The sequence below is a fragment of the Rahnella sp. JUb53 genome (assembly GCF_004346065.1).
GTDB lineage: Bacteria > Pseudomonadota > Gammaproteobacteria > Enterobacterales > Enterobacteriaceae > Rahnella > Rahnella variigena.
This window is the reverse complement of sequence record NZ_SLYT01000007.1, coordinates 1-20,334: the sequence shown is the minus strand read 5'-3', so window position 1 is coordinate 20,334 and position 20,334 is coordinate 1. Positions and strand designations below refer to the sequence as shown.

At 52.8% G+C, this 20,334-nt stretch carries 15 protein-coding genes and 1 rRNA gene; 3 read left to right on the top strand and 13 right to left on the bottom strand.

The genetic code is table 11. From position 1 onward, the window contains the following. The first annotated feature begins 45 nt into the window (after positions 1–45). Positions 46–963: a ketopantoate/pantoate/pantothenate transporter PanS gene (gene panS / locus EC840_RS16600; protein ID WP_132966231.1), complete on the top strand. Its 918-nt coding sequence runs from the start codon at positions 46–48 to the stop codon at positions 961–963. Positions 964–1,048: 85 nt separating this feature from the next. On the opposite strand, the gene EC840_RS16595 is transcribed toward panS, so the two are convergent. The 7 genes from EC840_RS16595 to EC840_RS16565 form a co-directional block, all read right to left on the bottom strand. Continuing rightward, positions 1,049–2,701: a Na/Pi cotransporter family protein gene (locus tag EC840_RS16595; RefSeq protein ID WP_132966229.1), complete on the bottom strand. Its 1,653-nt coding sequence runs from the start codon at positions 2,699–2,701 to the stop codon at positions 1,049–1,051. Between the two features lie 15 nt (positions 2,702–2,716). Next, the gene (locus EC840_RS16590; RefSeq protein WP_132966227.1) at positions 2,717–3,373 is read right to left on the bottom strand and encodes an HAD family hydrolase; all 657 of its coding nucleotides are present in this window, start codon (positions 3,371–3,373) and stop codon (positions 2,717–2,719) included. Beyond that, positions 3,370–4,362, bottom strand: a complete 993-nt coding sequence (locus tag EC840_RS16585; RefSeq protein WP_112287087.1) for an ABC transporter ATP-binding protein — start codon at positions 4,360–4,362, stop codon at positions 3,370–3,372. The genes EC840_RS16590 and EC840_RS16585 overlap by 4 nt, the downstream gene beginning before the upstream one ends. Positions 4,363–4,364: 2 nt before the next feature. Further along, complete coding sequence (locus tag EC840_RS16580) at positions 4,365–5,150, bottom strand: ABC transporter permease (RefSeq protein WP_132966225.1); 786 nt, start codon at positions 5,148–5,150, stop codon at positions 4,365–4,367. Between the two features lie 22 nt (positions 5,151–5,172). Then, positions 5,173–6,015 (bottom strand): ABC transporter permease subunit, encoded by an 843-nt coding sequence (locus tag EC840_RS16575; protein ID WP_112287089.1) that lies wholly within the window; start codon positions 6,013–6,015, stop codon positions 5,173–5,175. Between the two features lie 26 nt (positions 6,016–6,041). Then, positions 6,042–6,839: an alkaline phosphatase family protein gene (locus tag EC840_RS16570; protein ID WP_132966223.1), complete on the bottom strand. Its 798-nt coding sequence runs from the start codon at positions 6,837–6,839 to the stop codon at positions 6,042–6,044. Between the two features lie 85 nt (positions 6,840–6,924). Next, a complete protein-coding gene (locus tag EC840_RS16565) occupies positions 6,925–7,983 on the bottom strand; it encodes an ABC transporter substrate-binding protein (protein ID WP_112287091.1) in 1,059 nt (352 codons plus the stop codon). Between the two features lie 202 nt (positions 7,984–8,185). On the opposite strand from EC840_RS16565, the gene EC840_RS16560 reads away from it, so the two are divergent. After that, on the top strand, positions 8,186–8,896 hold the full coding sequence (locus EC840_RS16560) for a UTRA domain-containing protein (RefSeq protein ID WP_112287092.1): 711 nt from the start codon (positions 8,186–8,188) through the stop codon (positions 8,894–8,896). Between the two features lie 188 nt (positions 8,897–9,084). Here EC840_RS16560 and metH read toward each other — a convergent pair whose 3' ends face one another. After that, the gene (metH, locus tag EC840_RS16555; protein ID WP_132966221.1) at positions 9,085–12,768 is read right to left on the bottom strand and encodes a methionine synthase; all 3,684 of its coding nucleotides are present in this window, start codon (positions 12,766–12,768) and stop codon (positions 9,085–9,087) included. 265 nt (positions 12,769–13,033) lie between these two features. Here metH and iclR point away from each other — a divergent pair, with 265 nt between their 5' ends. Beyond that, positions 13,034–13,876, top strand: a complete 843-nt coding sequence (iclR, locus tag EC840_RS16550; RefSeq protein WP_112287093.1) for a glyoxylate bypass operon transcriptional repressor IclR — start codon at positions 13,034–13,036, stop codon at positions 13,874–13,876. A 46-nt stretch (positions 13,877–13,922) separates the two neighbouring features. On the opposite strand, the gene aceK is transcribed toward iclR, so the two are convergent. The 5 genes from aceK to rrf form a co-directional block, all read right to left on the bottom strand. Further along, complete coding sequence (gene aceK, locus EC840_RS16545) at positions 13,923–15,635, bottom strand: bifunctional isocitrate dehydrogenase kinase/phosphatase (RefSeq protein ID WP_132966219.1); 1,713 nt, start codon at positions 15,633–15,635, stop codon at positions 13,923–13,925. Positions 15,636–15,687: 52 nt separating this feature from the next. Next, positions 15,688–17,010 carry an isocitrate lyase gene (aceA, locus tag EC840_RS16540; RefSeq protein ID WP_132966217.1) on the bottom strand — a complete coding sequence of 441 codons (1,323 nt, stop codon included), beginning with the start codon at positions 17,008–17,010 and terminating at the stop codon, positions 15,688–15,690. 41 nt (positions 17,011–17,051) lie between these two features. After that, positions 17,052–18,650, bottom strand: coding sequence for a malate synthase A (aceB, locus tag EC840_RS16535; protein WP_132966215.1), 1,599 nt, complete (start codon positions 18,648–18,650; stop codon positions 17,052–17,054). Positions 18,651–19,024: 374 nt separating this feature from the next. Next, positions 19,025–19,954 (bottom strand): homoserine O-succinyltransferase, encoded by a 930-nt coding sequence (metA, locus tag EC840_RS16530; protein WP_113876657.1) that lies wholly within the window; start codon positions 19,952–19,954, stop codon positions 19,025–19,027. Positions 19,955–20,246: 292 nt separating this feature from the next. Next, positions 20,247–20,334, bottom strand: a 5S ribosomal RNA gene (gene rrf, locus EC840_RS16525); the annotation flags it as partial.

Genomic DNA, 20,334 nt, shown 5'->3' with positions numbered 1-20,334 from the left:
TTTGTCTGTACTTTTGCATAACAACAAAGACAAGGATCATCCTCAATGTTAGCCAAAATAACCCGCCTGTTTCCGCTGTGGGCCGTGCTGTTATCCGTCGCGGCCTATTATTCGCCCGGCACATTCACCCCAATCGGCCCGCACGTTTCCACACTGCTGATGCTGATTATGTTCGCGATGGGCGTTACCCTCGAATTCGGTGATTTCAAACGCGTGCTTTCCCGTCCCGGCCCGGTTGCCGCGGCGACGTTCCTGCATTATCTGGTGATGCCGCTGGCCGCATGGATGCTGGCGAAGTTGTTCCATATGCCTGCAGATTTATCGGCGGGCATGATCCTGGTCGGCAGCGTGGCCAGCGGAACGGCTTCTAACGTGATGATTTATCTTGCCAAAGGTGACGTTGCGCTTTCCGTGACCATTTCGGCTGTCTCCACGCTGGTGGGCGTTTTCGCTACACCTCTGCTGACTCGTTTGTATGTTGATACGCACATCAAGGTGGATGTGGAAGGCATGCTGCTGAGTATTTTGCAGATCGTGGTGATCCCAATTTTAGCCGGTCTGATTATTCATCATCTGTTCACGAAAACCGTGAAACGCATCGAACCGCTGTTGCCGCTTTTCTCCATGATTTGCATCGTGGCAATTATCAGCGCCGTGGTCGCGGGCAGTCAGGGCTTTATTGGCTCCGTCGGCCTTATCGTGATTGTGGCGGTGATCCTGCACAACGGCATAGGCTTGCTGAGCGGTTACTGGGGCGGGAAACTGTTTGGCTTCGATGAAACCACCTGCCGCACGCTGGCGATGGAAGTCGGGATGCAGAACTCAGGCTTAGCCGCGACGCTGGGGAAAATTTACTTCACCCCGCTGGCCGCGCTGCCGGGTGCGTTGTTCTCGGTCTGGCACAATCTGTCGGGTTCTTTGCTCGCCGGTTACTGGTCCGGTAAACCAGTTAAAAAAGATTAACTCTCCTCTTATAAAACAACGGGCGCTTTTTACAGCGCCCGTTGTTTTCTTAACGAACCATTTTTTTTCTTAACGAACGATGATGTTAAACCCGTTTCATATCGTCATTCGGTTCGCGCTGTTCATCTTCCTGCTCGTCCTGATCCAGCACGTTATACGCCACCGCACAGAACAGCGAGTTCAGACGTTTCATATCGCCGAGCAACCCGAGGTGCAGCGAACTGGTTTCAATGCTTTGCACGTTATGCTGATGCAAACGGTCAACGTGAGCGTGCGCATAACGGCGGTCAAGAATACGGAAACGGTGTTTAGAGCGGCGCAGACGGCGCGCACTGGTCAGGTCATTCGACAGAAAAACACCCAGACTCAGACGCAGGTTATCCTGCAACTTTTCATGTAAGGCATCCAGCTCCACCAGCCCTTCCGGCGAGAATGTCCGGCGCGTGGCGTGAGATTTGGCCGTGATATCGCCGGTCATGCGCTCGATAATGTCACCGGCCTGTTCGAGGTTCAGCGCCATTTCAATGATTTCAGCCCAGCGGCGTGAATCATCTTCGCCCAGACCTTCTTTATTGATTTGAGCCAGATACAGCTTGATGGCGGTGTAGAGCACATCCACATCATCGTCGAGACGGCGGACTTCGCGATCCTGCGCCAGTTTGCCGTGCATCACTTCGCGGTTGAGGATCAGCATATGCTCGACCACGTCGCCCATACGCAACGTTTCACGCGCGGCATTAGCCAGCGCCAGCGTCGGGGTATCGATCGCGCTGACGTCCAGATGGCGCGGACGCAAACGCGGGTCATCTTCCGGCACATCGGCAATCATCAGCTGGCAAATCTTCGCCATCGGCGCGGTCAGTGGCACCATCGCCAGACAGCGGATCAGGTTGTAGAACATGTGAAAATAGATCACCAGCTCTTCGTCCGGAATGCCCAGTCGCGCCAGCTGCGTCGAAAGTGGCCCGACAAACGGCAGCACAATCACTAAACCAATCAGTTTAAACAGCGTACTGCCCAGCGCGACACGTCGGCCTGCGGCGTTCATTTTGCTGGCATTGATCATCGCCAGCAGCCCGCTGCCGAGGTTGGCACCAATCACCAGACACAATGACACTTTCAGTGAGATAACGCCGGTTGCGGCGAGCGTTGCCGTCAGCAACACCGCCGCCAGACTGGAATAACTGATGATGGCAAAGACTGCGCCGGTCAGGGCATCGAGCAGCACATCACCGGTCAGGGATGAGAACAGTACTTTTACGCCGGACGCCTGCATGATCGGCGTTGCCGCGCCCACAATCAGTTCCAGCGCCAGTAAAATCAGACCCAGCCCGATACAGACACGCCCCATTTGTCCGGCGCGGGTTTGCTTGCGGCTGAGGAAAAAAGCAACACCGACGAAAATCAGCAGCGGGGAAAGCCAGGACAGATCGAACGTCAGGATACGCGCCATCACGGCGGTCCCGACATCTGCGCCGAGAATAATCACCAGCGCCGGTGCCAGCGCAACCAGCCCCTGAGACACAAACGACGTCACCAGCAGCGCCGTCGCATTACTGCTTTGTACCAGTGCGGTCACACCAATACCGGCGACAAAGGCCAGCGGTTTTTTCTCGACACTGTTACTCAGAACACGGCGCAGATTGGCGCCAAAGACACGCATGATGCCGGTACGCACGATGTGCGTACCCCATACGAGTAAAGAAATAGCAGACAACAGATGCAAAAGGGTTAACACGAAAGAACAGCTCCATTAACGCCAGGCATAGACCGGCCATCCTGCCTGCCGGGCGTGCTGGAGCAGGATGGCGTCCGGATTCACGGCCACCGGCTGACCCACACGGGTCAGTAAGGGCAGATCATTATGGGAATCCGAATAGAAACTGGCTTTTTGCAGCAGGGAATCGTCCTGATTGATGAGTTCAAGCAAACGCGACACTTTACCTTCGCGATAGGTCATCATCCCCTGCGTGGCGCCGGTAAAGCGCCCGTCTTTTATTTCAACACCAATCGCCAGCGTTTCCTCAACACCGAGGTAACGGGCAATCGGACGCACCAGATGCTCTCCGGACGCGGAAATAATCACCGTCCGGTCGCCCTGTGCGCGGTGAGCGGCCAGACACTCACGCGCCTGCGCATAAATGCGCGGTGCAATCACAGCCTGAATATAACCCGCGACCATTGCCGCGACGTCACTTTCGCTGCGTCCGGTAAGTGGCACCAAAGTACAGCGCATGTACTCCTGCATGTCCATCTTACCCACGGCATATTGTTGCATCAGCGCGGCATCCTGTTGCAGGAAAGCCTGCTCATCTGCCACCCAGCCATTCGCCACCATATAGGCAGACCAGAGGCTTGAACAGTCGCCGCTAATCAGGGTTTCATCGAGATCAAACAGCGCCAGTTTCATGCAACTTCCCGTAACGTAACAAGATCTAACTGTAGACCAATATCGCTGCCATCGGCGCGAAGTGAGGCCACAGAACGGTTTAACACATCCACAGAAAGCTCGACTCCGTGCGCTATAACACGATAACGCACCACATTACCAAGCAGGCTGTGGCTGAGAACTTTAGCCGGAATGCCTTCAATCAGCTCGCATATCGTCACCGACTCCGGACGAATGGCAACGCGGCCCGTGTAAGTAATGCCGGTCAGCGCCATCGCCTGTTCAGGGCTCAGCAGGTTGTAGCTGCCGATAAAGCCCGCGGCAAACGCATCCACAGGCTCAGTATACAGGGTTTCGGCATCGGCATTTTGGACGATTTGTCCTTTGTTCATCAGCACAATCCGGTCTGACATGGTCAGTGCTTCTTCCTGATCGTGAGTAACGAAAATCGCCGTCAGGTTCATTTCGCGCTGAATGCGGCGGATTTGCTCACGCAGATGCTTACGGATACGGGCATCGAGCGCGGAAAGGGGTTCGTCGAGCAGAAGCAGACGCGGCTGAGTCACCAGCGAGCGCGCCAGCGCCACACGCTGACACTGACCGCCGGAAAGCTGATGCGGATAACGTTTGGCGTAATCGTTCATTTCCACCAGTTCCAGCACTTCGCCCACGCGGCGATGCAGTTCGGAAGCCGGTATCTTCTGCATCTTCAGACCAAACGCGACGTTGGCTTCCACCGTCATATTCGGGAAAAGCGCGTAGCTCTGGAAGACCATCCCGATCCCGCGCTGTTGTGGTGGCAACGGCACGATATCCTGCCCCTGGATCAGAATCTTTCCACTGTCGACCGATGTCAGCCCGGCCAGACAGCGCAGCAGCGTGGATTTCCCGCAGCCGCTCGGCCCCAGCAGCGTGACGAATTCGCCTTCTTCTGCCGAGAAATCAATGTTGTTGAAAATCTGTGTCGGGCCGTAAGACTTGTTGAGTTGAGTGACCTGCAAATACGACATAATCAGCTCTTTCCTTTGTTCAGCATGTTCGCCACCCAGGTGAAAATCAGGACGACCATGAAATAGGAGATAACCAATGCGCTGGTGAAATGGCCACTGCCATTGCGCATGTTATAGAGATAAACCTGCACCGTTTCATAACGGCTGCCCGCCAGCAGGTTGGCGAATACGAATTCCCCGATAAGGAATGAGAACGACAGCAGCACGGCAATCATTCCGCCCTTGCGTAAGTTCGGTAATACCACCAGCACCGCGGCTTTCCAGGTGCTGGCACCGAGCAGGTGCGCCGCATCCATCAGGTCACGAAGATTGATGGCCTGCATGTTGTTAGAAATGGCGCGATAAATAAACGGCAACGCGATGGTGAAGTAACAGCCAATCAGGATCCACGGCGTACCGGTCAGCGCCAGCGGCTCAGCGGAATAGAGCTGCATCAGCCCCACGGAAGACACCACCGGCGGCACGGCAAACGGCAGCAGGATAAGGATATTCATCAGCGCGTCGAGCTTCGGGAAATAGTAAGCAATCACAAACATCAGTGGCAGGATCAGCACCAGCGACAGGAAAAGCGTGCCGAAACACACCAGCAGCGAGTGCCAGAGTGCGATCAGGAATCGCGGATCGCTCCACAGTTCCACCAGCCATTTCAGCGTAAAGCCGCTCGGCAAAATGGTGGCGCCCCATTCCAGTACCAGCGCATACACCAGCGTCGCCAGTAACGGCAACATCAGGACAATCAGTAAAACCCAGATCACCACACGGTGGTAAATCGCTTCAGAGCGCGACATCTTACGTTCCTTTTTCAGGCAATCAGCTGCGCTGACTGAGATAGCTTTTACGCAATAACCACTGATGGATCAGCGTGATAAACGCCATCAGCACCACCAGTAACATCGCCAGCGCACTGCCCATATTGGGATCGAGCGAAATATCTCCCGACACCAGCGCCGCAATACGCACAGGCACCACGTTAAAGTTGCCTGTGGTCAGCGCGTAGACCGTGGCATACGCGCCCAGTGCATTGGCGAGCAAAATCACAAAGGTCCCCAGAAGCGCCGGGAACAGCACCGGAATGCCGATATACCGCCAGTAACTCCAGCGCCCCGCACCCAGCAACGCTGCAGATTCGCGCCAGTCTTCGCGCAGGGCATCGAATGCCGGATACATCAGCAATACACCAAGCGGGATCTGGAAATAGGTATAGAGAACAATCAGCCCGTCTTTCGAATACAGGTCGAAGTGTTCCATCAGGCCATATTTTCTCAGCAGCAGCGTCAGGCAGCCATTCAGGCCGAGCAAAATCACAAAGGCGAACGCCAGCGGTACACCCGCGAAGTTGCTGGTCATATTGGTAAATGACATCACGAAATCGTGAAGTTTTGTCGGACCCAACTGGCGAAGTGAGTAACTGCCCACTAACGCAATAAGTAAGCCGTACAAACTCGACCAGATGGAAATATCCAGCGAGAAGCGCATCGCCTGCAGATAAAAAGGTGACGTCAGAATATCGCTGTAATTGCCCAGCCCCCAGGCTTCATAGGTTTCGCTGTAAAAACTGCTCACCGCAATCCAGGCCAGCGGCGCCAGCTGAAAAGCGATGAAAAACACCAGAAATGGCAACATGAACAGCGCCGCAATCCACTTAGCTTTCATCGGTTATCCTCTAAAAGTGACAGGATTCAGGCCAGTAATGCCGCGCAATGTGGCTTGTCGTGGGCAATATTCAGGATCTGACAAATTGTTCCGCACAGCTCAGTTTGCAACGGCGCGGCGTCTTTGAAACTGAACGCACTGCCGAACACGAACAGCGGCACCTGTCGCTCTTCTGGCAAAATACCACCGTGGCTGCGGTCATCGTTCATGCCGTGATCGGCGGTCACCATCACCTGATAACCGGCATCCAGCCAGTCGCCCAGATAGCGCGAAAGTATGCCGTCCGCCGTCCGTGCTTTGTTGCGGTATTGCGGCGTCGACAGGCCAAATTTGTGGCCAGCATCATCAATATTCATCGGGTGGATGAGCATAAAATCGGGGTCATGCCGACGGCGCAGGCTTTCTGCATCATCGAACAAATGCGAATCGGGGTAACCGTCATCGTAATAAAAATGACCATGCTGAATTGTCAGCGACTCATCGCTGGTATGGCGGTCACGCGGCGGGTCAAACGGCGTGCGGTTATACAGTTCGCTGACCCAATGATAAGCCGCAGCCGCCGAGGTCAGACCGGCGTCGCGGGCATAATGGAAAATACTGCGTTGCGTGGATAACCGGTCAACGTGGTTATGCACAATCCCACTCACCACCGGCGTAATGCCGGTGAGGATGCATTCATAAAGCGGCCGGGACAGCGATGGCAGTTCGCATTCCAGTTGATACAAGCGGCCGCGTCCTGCGGCACACTGAGCCTGTAAATAACCCATTGCGTCTTTGCCGACCTGATAATTCAGGCCGTCGAGTACTACCAGAATGCTCTTCATTACACTTATGCCTTTCGTTTCAAACAGGTGTTGTCATTGAACCAATGCTTTCGCTGTCCGGTTTTTCTTATTTTTGCTTAATGGATTACTGCTGCATGTTGATCATGACGTTTTCCTGCCACAGACGAGGCAAGGTTTTGGCACTCTTATCCCAGGCAGCCGGATCGGCAATCGGGTGAGCATTTTTGTATTCGCTGGAAGGCAGCAGTTTGGCTTTGGCATCGTCGGGCAGCGTGATGTGATCAGCACGGATTGGACGGGCATAACCCTGCGCTAAGTTGATCTGACCTGCATCAGAGAAGATGTATTCACGCGCCAGTTTGGCGGCATTCGGGTGCCTGGCGAATTTGTTGATAATGGTGGTATAGCCGGAAGTGATGCTGCCATCAGATGGGATCACTACGTCGAAGCGGGTTTTGTCGATTTTGTCGCGATAGCTCAGACCATTGAAATCCCAGACCACGCCGACCTGCACTTCACCTTTTTCCAGAGAAGCAATGACCGGGTTAGTCAGGCTAAGACGCCCTGCTTTCGCCAGTTTGCCGAAATATTCCAGACCTGGTTTCAGATCCTTTTCATTGCCGCCCATCGCGTACGTTGCCGCCAGCACGCCGTTCGCGGCCTGCGCTGCCGTGCTCACATCACCGATGGTCACTTTGTATTTGCTGTTCAGCAGATCAGCCCAGCTGTGAGGCTCATCTTTGACCTGAGATTTATCAATGATAAAAGCAATGGTGCCGGTGTAAGCAAGTGCCCACATACCGTCTTTATCTTTCGCCCAGTCTGGCACCTGATCCCAGGTGGTAGGTTTATAAGGTTGAGTCACACCTTTTGAAACAGCAACCGGACCAAAGGCCGCCCCCACATCACCGATATCAGCGCTGGCATTGTCTTTTTCCGCCAGGAATTTCGCAATTTCCTGCGCGGAGCTCATGTCGGTATCGCTGTGTTTCAGGCCATATTTGGTATTCAGATCACTCCAGGTGGCTTTCCAGTTCGCCCAGTCATCAGGCATACCGACGCTGTTTACGGTTCCTTCGGCTTGCGCCGCTTTCAGGAGTTCAGCAGGAGGCTCAGCGGCAAATACCGATGAGGAGGAGAGGACAAGCGCGCTGGTTAACACAGAAGCGAACAACTGTTTCATAACGGATGCTCCGGATGGTAGTGTGTGAAGTGCTGGTCTAGTCCAGCAAGAACCAAGCCAATCTAACGCTCAATTGTGATAATTATATGTCAGCGTGAAAAAGCAGCAGTTTTAAGCTTATCGCTGTTAACACGCGCACATTATTTACGCGATAAAGAGTCGGATTGGTGCAAAAATGCACTGAAATGAGGCTTGCTGACCGATGAGTGAATCGCAGACCACCCTTGCCGTTATCTGCAAGGCATTGAGCGAAAGTATTGCGGCCGGGGCATTTTCTGCCGAGGGAAGGCTGCCTTCTGAGCGGGCGTTAAGTGAACAATTTTCCACAACCCGTATCACAATACGGGAAGCATTAAGCCAGCTTGAGGCACAGGGGCTGATCTACCGGGAAGTGCGCCGTGGCTGGTTTGTGTCACCGCCCCGCATTGTTTACAACCCGTTGCAAAGAAGTCACTTTCACGCGATGGCGAAAGATCAGGGACGTAGCGCGCAGACCGAAGTGATCGATGCGAAGCACTGCGTTGCCAGTGAGACTGTCTGCCAGAAGTTACTGTTACCGTCTGAGAGTGAGGTGATATGTATCCGCCGGCTGCGTTATATCGATAAACGCCCGGTTTTGTACGTCGAGCACTATCTTAATCCTCTGTATTTTCAGGGCATTCTTGACGCGGATCTCACGACATCGCTGACTGATTTGTACGCATCCCGCTATGACATCCACTATGGACGCGTGCGTTTCGACATGGTGCCGACATTGCTGCCTGAACAAGCGTCACATGCGCTGAAAGTTGCTTCCGGCAGTCCGGCGCTGTTTATTACGCGTATTAACCGCGACCAGCACGACCGGGTTATCGACTGCGATCTTGAATACTGGCGCTATGACGCGCTGCACATTGATGTGGAAGTGAACTGATTTAAAGAAACAGAGAAATAGCAGGTGGAACCGGACGAGGGCTGAGGATGAATGTCAGAATCAGTGAAAACAGGCAGATCGTAAAGACGCCGTAAAATCATCCCTGATGGCTCGAACCGCGCCATCCATGGCGCGGACGCTTTACTCTTCTGCCTGTTTTCACCTCCAGAGCGCGGAAGTATTCAGGATCAGTCGGCGTCGTAACCTAAGTTCGGCGCCAGCCAGCGTTCGACTTCGGCGACAGGCATTTTTTTACGCGCCGCATAATCTTCCACCTGATCACGCTGAATCTGCGCCACGGCGAAATATTTGCTGTCTGGGTGACTGAAATACCAGCCAGATACCGCCGCGCCCGGCCACATGGCGAAGGATTCGGTCAGTTGCATACCGGTGTTGGCTTCGACATCCAGCAGTTTCCAGATTTGACCTTTTTCAGTGTGTTCAGGACAGGCCGGATAACCCGGAGCCGGACGGATGCCCTGATAATTCTCGCGGATCAGTTCTTCATTGCTCAGATTTTCTGTCGGCGCAAAGCCCCAGTAAACCTTGCGCACTTTTTCATGCAGGTATTCTGCGAACGCTTCTGCCAGACGGTCTGCCAGCGCTTTAATCATGATTTTATTGTAATCATCATGCTGCTTGTCATACGCCTCAGCCAGCGCGTCTTCTTCCAGCCCGCCGGTGACGGCAAACGCGCCCATGTAATCTTTCTTGCCGCTGGATTTCGGCGCAACAAAATCCGCCAGACAGTAGTTGGCGAAGTCGGTTTTTTCCGTTTGCTGACGTAAATGATGGCTGACGACCAGCACGTCTTCACGACGTTCATCGCTATAGATTTCAATGTCATCGCCCTTGCGGTTTGCCGGGAACAAGCCGACGACACCACGCGGATTAAGCAATTTCTCTGTGGAGAGTTTATCCAGGAGGTCATTGGCATCTTTGAACAGGCGCTTCGCTTCCTCGCCGACCACTTCATCTTCAAGAATGCGCGGGTATTTACCGGCCAGCGACCAGGTCATGAAGAACGGCGTCCAGTCGATGTAGTTGCGCAGCGTTTCGATGCTGGCTTCTACTTTCTGAATGCCCAGCCGGTGAGCGACAGGCGGCGTGTAATTGTCCCAGTCGATGGTCATCGCGTTATCGCGGGCGACCTCAAGGCTGACTGGCGGTGTGCGGGGTTTTTTACGTGCATGCTGGATACGCACGGTGTCGTACTCTTTGCGCGTACGTTCGATAAACGCGTCACGCTGATCTTTTGACAGCAAGGCCGACACCACGCCGACAGAACGCGAGGCATTTTGCACATAACAGGTCGCGCCACTGTAGTTTTGTTCGATTTTAACCGCGGTGTGCGCTTTTGAGGTGGTCGCGCCGCCAATCAGCAACGGCATGGTGAAACCGCGGCGCTCCATCTCTTTCGCCACGTTAACCATTTCATCCAGCGACGGCGTGATCAGCCCCGAAAGCCCGATGATATCGACATTTTCTTCAATGGCCGTTTTCAGGATTTTGTCGGTGGGCACCATCACGCCGAGATCGATAATCTCGTAGTTATTGCATTGCAGTACCACGCCAACGATGTTTTTGCCGATGTCATGTACGTCGCCTTTTACTGTCGCAAGCAGGATTTTGCCGTTGGTCTGGCCCTTCTCCTTACTCGCTTCGATGTACGGCTCCAGATAGGCCACGGCCTGCTTCATTACGCGCGCAGACTTCACCACCTGCGGCAGGAACATTTTACCGGCACCAAACAGGTCACCGACAACGTTCATGCCGTCCATCAGCGGACCTTCGATCACTTCAATAGGCCGCGCAGCGAGCTGGCGACACTCTTCGGTATCCAGTTCGATAAATTCGGTAATGCCTTTCACCAGCGAGTATTCAAGGCGTTTTTTGACTTCCCAGCTGCGCCATTCCGCCTGCTGTTTGTTGGCTTCGCCATCGTCCTTGCTGCCACGGTATTTTTCGGCAAGTTCAAGCAGTCGCTCAGTACCATCGTCGCGGCGGTTGAGGATCACGTCTTCAACGGCGTCGCGCAGTTCAGCAGGTAAATCATCATAAATCGCCAGCTGCCCGGCGTTGACGATGCCCATATCCATACCGTTGCGGATAGCGTGATACAGGAAAACGGCGTGAATAGCTTCGCGCACCGGTTCATTACCCCGGAACGAGAAAGAAACGTTGGAAACACCGCCGGAAATCAGTGCGTGCGGCAATTGTGTTTTGATATCGGCGCAAGCTTCGATGAAATCGACAGCGTAGTTGTTGTGCTCTTCAATGCCGGTGGCGACCGCGAAAATGTTCGGGTCAAAAATGATGTCTTCCGGCGGGAAACCGACTTTTTCAGTCAGTAATTTGTAGGCACGGCGGCATATTTCAATTTTGCGGGCGCGGGTATCCGCCTGTCCGGTTTCATCAAAGGCCATAACAACTACGGCGGCACCATAGCGGCGCACCATGCGGGCGTGATGCAGGAAGGCTTCTTCACCCTCTTTCATGGAAATGGAGTTAACAATCCCTTTGCCCTGAATGCATTTCAGGCCTTTTTCAATGACGTCCCATTTGGACGAGTCGATCATGATCGGCACGCGTGCAATATCCGGTTCACCGGCAATCAGGTTGAGAAAACGCACCATCGCCGCTTCGGCGTCGAGCATCCCTTCATCCATGTTGATGTCGATAATTTGGGCGCCACTTTCCACCTGCTGACGAGCCACGGCCAGCGCTTCCGAATACTTTTCTTCTTTTATCAGCCGTTTAAATCTGGCGGAACCGGTGACGTTGGTGCGTTCACCGACGTTCACAAACAGCGTCTGCGGATCAATAGTCAGTGGTTCCAGCCCTGCAAGACGGCAGGCAACCGGGATAACCGGCAACGCACGTGGCGGTACGCCCTCGACAGCTTTCACCATCGCCGCAATATGTGCAGGCGTGGTACCACAACAGCCACCGACGATGTTCAGGAAGCCAGAGCGCGCCCATTCGGCAATGTGCTCCGCCATCTCTTTGGCTTCCAGATCGTATTCACCGAAAGCGTTCGGCAAACCGGCGTTCGGGTGAGCCGTGACATAACATTCTGCAATGCGTGATAGTTCAGCAACATACTGACGTAATTCATCAGGACCCAGAGCGCAGTTCAGACCGAAAGTGAGCGGTTTAACGTGGCGCAGTGAGTTGTAAAAAGCTTCTGTCGTCTGGCCTGATAGCGTACGGCCGGAAGCGTCAGTGATAGTGCCGGAAACCATCACAGGCAATACAATGCCCATCGCTTCAAACTCGCTTTCAACCGCGAATGTGGCGGCTTTGGCGTTGAGTGTGTCAAAAATGGTTTCGATCATGATCAGATCTGCGCCGCCTTCAATCAGCGCACGGGTCGATTCGCGATAGGCCTGGACAAGTTGATCGAAAGACACATTACGGAAAGCGGGATCGTTGACGTCAGGGGAAATCGACGCCGTACGGTTAGTCGGGCCTAACACACCGGCGACGTAACGTGGTTTATCCGGTGTGCGGGCGGTCCACTCATCGGCGCACTGACGCGCCAGCCGGGCTGCCTCATAGTTAATTTCAGCCGACAGCGATTCCATATGGTAGTCAGCCATCGCAATCGTGGTGGAGTTAAAAGTGTTGGTTTCGAGAATATCGGCGCCAGCAGCCAGATAACCGTTATGGATCTCGACGATCACTTCAGGTTTAGACAAGACCAGAAGATCGTTATTGCCTTTAAGATCGCTTTCCCAGTCAGCAAAACGTTCGCCACGGTAATCTTCTTCTTCCAGACGGTAGCTTTGGATCATGGTGCCCATGCCACCGTCCAGAACCAAAATGCGCTGTGCCAGTTGCTTATGTAGCGCCTCAACTCGATTAGTCACTTTCACCTCATCACCCGTCACTCACACCCGGCAAATTGTGCATTCATGCGCCGGAAATTATGGTCAACATCCTAGCATACCTTCCCCGACCAAAAGCCCGCGCCGACGTGAGACTTTTTCAATTCAGGAAGGCATCCCGCAAATGCAGTGCAACACATCGGATGAGCGCAAAGGCTGGTTGCGATCCATACTGTAAAAACGAAAACCAATTCCAAAAATGATTTTTCTTCGCCAGCATTTGGCGCATCTTACAAGGAACAGGCTCATGGCAACGTCCGTATCGGCTCCGGCCAAACGTGCTAAGAAAACCAAAGCCGCGACGGCAACAAGCAGCGCCGCGACCGGGCAGGTGCAGTCCCTGACACGTGGCCTTAAGTTGCTGGAATATATCGCTGAAGCGCAAGGCAGTGTAGCGCTGACAGATCTTGCTCAGCAGGCAGGATTGCCGAATTCCACCACCCATCGCCTGCTGACCACGATGCAGCAACAAGGTTTTGTCCGTCAGGTCGGCGATCTGGGTTTGTGGACCATAGGATCGCACGCTTTTGTTGTGGGAAGCAGTTTCCTGCAAAGCCGGAATTTACTGGCGATGGTGCACCCGATGTTGCGTCGCCTGATGGAGGAATCCGGCGAAACGGTGAATCTGGCGGTACTGGATCACAGTGATTATCAGGCGATCATTATCGATCAGGTGCAATGCAATGCGCTGATGAGAATGTCCGCGCCGATTGGCGGCAAATTACCAATGCATGCGTCAGGTGCCGGTAAAGCCTTTCTTTCGACATTACCGGAAGAACGCCTGGCAAAACTGCTGCATAAGATTGGCCTGCACAGCTATACGCCGCTGACAAAAACCTCTCCGGCGAACCTGAAGCAGGAGCTGGCGGACACACGTAAACGCGGCTATGCCTTTGATGATGAAGAGCATGCACTTGGCCTGCGCTGTGTGGCGACCTGCATTTACGACGAACATAATGATGCGTATGCGGCGATTTCCATCTCTGGCCCGATTTCGCGCATCACTGATGACCGGGTGACGGAGCTGGGTGCTCTGGTGATCCATGCGGCGAAAGAAATTACGCAGGCGTACGGCGGCGGGAAACACTGACATGCCGCTGAAATCCCGCCGAAATATGGCGGGACGATTACGCGCTTTAGCGGCGGCTAAAGCGCTGAGAACGGCGATAAGCAAACACATCTTCCACATGCCCTTCGTTGATACGCTGCTGTAAACCGCGCCAGTAACCGGCGCTGAACAGGTCGTCGTGCAGCGACTCAAAAATCTGGCCAAGACGCTTGTCACTGCACAGGAAATGCCGGAATTCTTCCGGGAAAACATCACCGGGCGCAATGCTGTACCAGGGTTCGCTGGCCAGTTCATCTTCAGGATAACGTGGTGCGGGAATGTCGCGGAAATTCACTTCGGTCATGTAGCAGATTTCGTCGTAGTCATAAAACACCACACGACCATGGCGGGTCACGCCAAAATTCTTAAACAACATATCGCCGGGAAAGATATTTGCCGCAGCCAGTTGTTTGATTGCATTGCCATATTCCTCTATCACATCATGAAGCTGCGCATCACTGGCCTGCTCCAGATATAAATTCAGCGGCGTCATACGCCGTTCAATATACAGATGACGAAGCGCAATGCTGTCACCCAGATCTTCAATTTTAGCTGGCACTTCTCGGTGTAATTCAGTCATCAGCTCAGGACTAATATTTTTCTTCGGCAGAACAAAATGTTCGAACTCCTGCGTATCGGCCATCCGCCCTACGCGGTCATGCTCTTTCACTAACTGATAGCAGGCCATGACCTGTACTTCGGTGACTTCTTTCTGTGGTGCAAAATTGTCTTTGATGACTTTGAATACCCGGTCACTGCCGGGCAAAGTAAAGACCAGCATAACCATGCCTTTGACACCCGGCGCAATAATAAAAGACTCGTCGGTCTGCGCCATAAAGCGTAAGTGCTCGCGGTAACACTCAGTTTTTGCATGCTTCTGGCAGCCGATGGCGCTGTAAAGTTCAGCAGTGGTTTTCGCCGGTAATATCTCACGCAACCATTCAACCAGCGCGCCGGGTTGTGGGGCGTACACCATGAAATAAGAGCGCGCAAAACCGAAAACGATGCTGGCATCATTACCTTCAGTAAGACAGGTATCCACAAACAACTGATTCTGATGATTGAGATGTACCGGCAACAGCAGCGGGAATATCTGCGACCCTGCCCTGATTTTCCCGATAATCCACGCGGCCTTATTGCGATAAAAAAGCTCTGTGGCGATCTCAATATCAGCATCCGCCAGCCACTCAGCGGAAAAGCGTTGCTGCAATGCCGTAGCAATATAATCAACATCGCGCTTCGCCTCTTCCCACGGTAAACGCACCGGCAGGTCATCAAGCACCTTTGATAATGCGGCTATCAGATTGCCCTGCACCGGATACTCACGTGACAAGGGACGGGAACAATTCTGTGGTTTCCTGGCAGGCTGCTCGCTGAAAATAAAAAGCTTATCTGCCGTCAGATCACGATGTTTGAAGATCCGGCAATAGACTGAATTAAAAAAGCTTTCGGCTATTTCAGCCCGGGGATAATCAGGCAGTAATTCGGAGTAACATTCCTTTATGCGGATCAGGAATGCGGCATCATAAAAGTGCTGACCGGTGATGCATTTAAGCTGGGCAACCACCAGTCCGACATGGTGATCATACAAATGAATACGTTGCTTCATCGCCGCCTGTACCGCTGGCCAGTTGGCATTTTCAAAACGTTGCTGCGCCCCCGATGTCACCTCGAGAAAACGGCCGTACTGTGCGTCGAATCCCTGCAAAATAGTCTGCGCAATCAACAGTTCTATACGCATAGTGACGGCTCCAAAAGAGAAAAGGCCCGGATTTCGCCGGGCCAGGAGATAATCAGTGTGATGTGGAGGAGAATTGCTGCTCTTCGGTGGAACCGGTCAGCGCGGTAACCGAGGAGCGTCCGCCCTGAATGATGGTGGTGACCTTGTCGAAATAGCCCGTTCCGACTTCCTGCTGATGGGAAGCGAAAGTGTAGCCACGGCTGATGGCAGCGAATTCAGGTTCCTGCACTTTGTCGACATAGTGCTTCATCCCTTCGCCCTGGGCGTAGGCATGAGCCAGATCGAACATGTTAAACCACATGCTGTGAATGCCCGCCAGCGTGATGAACTGGTACTGATAGCCCATCGCGGCCAGCTGATCCTGGAAACTGGCGATGGTTTTATCGTCGAGATTCTTCTTCCAGTTAAACGATGGCGAACAGTTGTAGGCCAGCAGTTTGCCTGGGAATTTGGCGTGGATAGCTTCGGCAAAACGCTGAGCCAGTTTCAAATCTGGCGTAGATGTTTCACACCACACCACGTCAGCGTATGGCGCATAAGCCAGCCCCCGGCTGATAGCCTGTTCAATACCCGCATGCGTTCTGTAGAAACCTTCATGCGTTCTTTCGCCGGTAATAAACTGGCTGTCATACGGGTCACAATCGGATGTCAGTAAATCTGCGGCATCTGCATCGGTGCGCGCCACCAGCAACGTCGGCACCCCGAGAACATCGGCGGCAAGACGCGCGGAAACCAGTTTCTGTACCGCTTCCTGTGTTGGCACCAGAACTTTTCCGCCCATATGCCCGCACTTTTTAACAGCAGCGAGCTGATCTTCAAAATGAACGGCTGCAGCACCGGATTCAACCATGGATTTCATCAGTTCAAACGCATTGAGTACGCCACCAAAACCGGCTTCAGCATCGGCCACAATCGGCAGAAAATAGTCGGTATAACCGGGCTGACCGGGTTCAATGTTATTCGCCCACTGGATCTGATCCGCACGGCGGAAAGTATTGTTAATCCGCGCCACCACTTCAGGCACCGAATTCACCGGATATAACGACTGATCCGGATACATACTGGAAGCCGTATTAGCATCGGCAGCCACCTGCCAGCCGGAAAGATAAATAGCTTCAATCCCGGCTTTCGCCTGCTGCAATGCCTGCCCGCCGGTCAGCGCGCCGAGGCAATTCACATAACCTTTACGCGAACCGCCATGCAGTAAATTCCACAGACGTGCCGCGCCGTGCTGAGCCAATGTACATTCAGGGTTTACTGAGCCACGCAGGCTGATCACCTCTGCCGCCGTGTAAGGTCGCGTGATATTTTTCCAGCGCGGCTGGTTCCAGGTTTCTTCAAGCTGCTGAATTTGCTGAGTACGGGTCGTTTTCATGGCAAATGCTCCGGTCTTTTTTATATGTAGGGTAAGAAGAGTCAGGCCAGCAGCTGATAGCCCGGCAGGGTCAGGAAGTCGATTAACTCATCCTGTGTGGTGATTTTTTCCATTAGTGCCGCGGCTTGTGTGAAGCGGCCTGCGCTGAAACGCTGTTCGCCCAACTCCTGCTGAATGACCAGCATTTCCTCATTGAGCATGCGGCGGAACAGCGGTTTCGTGACGGGTTGACCGTCATTTAACGACTTGCCATGGTGGATCCACTGCCAGATCGATGTCCGGGAGATTTCAGCGGTGGCGGCATCTTCCATCAGCCCGTAAATCGGCACGCAGCCATTACCGGAAATCCAGGCCTCAATGTATTGCACTGCGACGCGGATATTGGCGCGCATACCTTCTTCGGTGCGTTCGCCGGAACAAGGTTCGAGCAATTGTCCGGCGTTAATTTCATCATCTTCTTCCCGCAAGACATCCAGCTGGTTTGAACGGTTGCCCAGCGCTTTGTCAAATACTTCAAGCACGGTGTCAGCCAGCCCGGGGTGTGCGATCCAGGTACCATCATGTCCGTTATTCGCTTCCAGCTCTTTATCTGTCCGGACTTTGTTCAGCACCCATTCATTGCGCTTAACGTCTTTGCTGGGAATAAAGGCCGCCATGCCACCCATCGCAAATGCGCCACGGCGGTGACAAGTTTTAATCAGCAGGCGCGAGTACGCACTGAGGAAAGGTTGAGTCATGGTCACGGACTGACGATCGGGTAATACGCGGTCAGCATGATTCTTCAATGTTTTGATATAGCTGAAGATGTAATCCCAGCGACCACAGTTCAGGCCGACGATATGATCCCGCAGGTGATAAAGGATTTCATCCATCTGGAAAACAGCAGGCAGGGTTTCAATCAGTACCGTCGCTTTAATCGTACCGCGAGATAATCCGGCATAGTCTTCGGCAAAACTGAAGACCTCGCTCCACCATTCAGCTTCATGATAAGACTGCATTTTTGGCAGATAGAAATAAGGGCCACTGCCTTTTGCCAGCAAAGCGCGGTAGTTGTGGAAGAAATACAAAGCAAAATCGAACAGCGAACCGGGAATAGCTTCGCCCTGCCAGGTCACATGCTTTTCGGGTAAATGCAGCCCACGGACACGGCAAATCAGGATGGCCGGATCGGGCTTGAGCTGATAAATTTTCCCGGATTCATTGGTGTAGCTGATCGTCCCGTTCACCGCGTCGCGTAAGTTGATTTGCCCTTCGATGACTTTCTGCCAGTCCGGAGCCAGAGAATCCTCAAAATCCGCCATAAAAACTTTCACATTGGCATTGAGCGCATTGATTACCATCTTGCGTTCAACAGGACCGGTGATCTCTACGCGGCGGTCCAGTAAATCAGCCGGGATCCCGAGTATTTTCCAGTCTGAATTTTTAATGGAAGTAGTTTCCGAAATAAAATCAGGCAATGTACCTTGATCTATGTTCTGCTGCACGGCAATACGGTCAGCCAGTAAGCGGTTACGCTGTGGGGTAAAATGCACGACCAGCTCGGACAAAAACTCCACGGCCTCTTCGGTCAGAATTTGCGCTTCGTTCTCGCCAAAACGACGCGTAAAGCCAAGCTGACTGCGTGTAATTTGCTCTGACATCGCTTTTCTCCTGATTTATCTGCTTAATCTGCCAGACCGCTTCACTGAACAGACGCTGTTACGGTTGAAAATACACCGGAGATGCACTCATATTTCTGAGGCAATTTTCCTCTGGTCATTTATTGCCCGATAGATTTAAGCGTAATCATGAATTTCATAAAATCAAAAACGATTTCCATTTTATTTTCAAATATAAAAAGACTTATTTTTAATCAATGAGATATGCGTAAATTATTTTTTCATAAAATGGTAATGAATTTCGAACGAGATAAGAGTACGAAGAACAGAAAGAGATCTGAGAAAAGGGTCACAGGGATAAAAAGAGGATGAACAGACGACCGGCAAGATCGTCTGCTGAAAACGTGAAAAGGGGATTACTCGAGGGTTGGATTCATCTGGCGCAGATCAAACGGCGTGATCTGATAAACGTAATAATTCAACCAGTTAGTGAACAACAGGTGACCGTGACTCCGCCAGGTCGCCTTCGGTGACAACTCGGCGTTATCCTGCGGGAAGTAGTTGTAAGGCATTTCCGGAGATAAGCCCGCTGAGACGTCGCGCAGATACTCTCCGGCCAGCGTTCCTGCATCGTATTCAGGATGTCCCGTCACGAAGGCCATACGCTTATCTTTCGTCGCAAAGAGATACGCTCCCGCCTCTTCAGATTCCGCGAATATATCCAGATCCGTATGCTGGCGAAGCACATCAGCGGGGAAATCTGCATAACGAGAATGCGGAGCGAGGAAGCTTTCATCAAAACCGCGGGTCAGTAACGCCAGAGGTTGCAGCGTCTGATGAGGGTACACCCCTGAGAGCTTGGCTTCACGCGTCATTTTAGGCAGACCGTAAAGTACATTCAGTGCAGCCTGAACCGCCCAGCAGACAAACAGCGTCGATGTTACATGCTCTTTCGCCCAGTGAATGACACGCTCAATTTCCGGCCAGTAGGCCACATCGCAAAAGTCGACCAATCCCAGAGGCGCACCGGTGACGATCAGACCGTCATAGTTGTCATGTTGAATGTCTTCAAAGTCGCAATAGAAGTTGTTCAGATGCTCTGCGGGGGTGTTTTTAGACTCACGGCTATCGATGCGCAGCAGCTGTACATCAATCTGAAGAGGAGAGTTTGAAAGCAGCCGTAAAAACTGATTTTCGGTCTCAATTTTTTTCGGCATCAGGTTGAGAACCAGCACCTTAAGAGGACGGATCTCCTGGGTTTTCGCACGTGATGACGTCATGACAAAGACGTTCTCATTGCGCAGGAAATTCACGGCTGGTAGTTCATCTGGAACCCGGATCGGCATAACAACTTCCTCACTGCATCCATTTATACGTTTAGACTTCTAGATAGCCGAAGATAACGGGTTTTGTTTAAGATGTCGAGCGTGCAAGTGGTAAGTGAAAATGTTTCAGCTTCAGTTATTAATTTAGAGGATCTGGTTATAAAGAACGGGAAATGAGGCGAAGGTCGCGATAAGAAACAGGCGTTAAATGAGTAAACAATTACGATTTTCGGACAAACATCGAACAAAAAACCCCAAATTCCACATAGCAAAAAGCCCTGTACGTCAGTACAGGGCTTTCCACTTATTTGATGCCTGGCAGTTCCCTACTCTCGCATGGGGAGACCCCACACTACCATCGGCGCTACGGCGTTTCACTTCTGAGTTCGGCATGGGGTCAG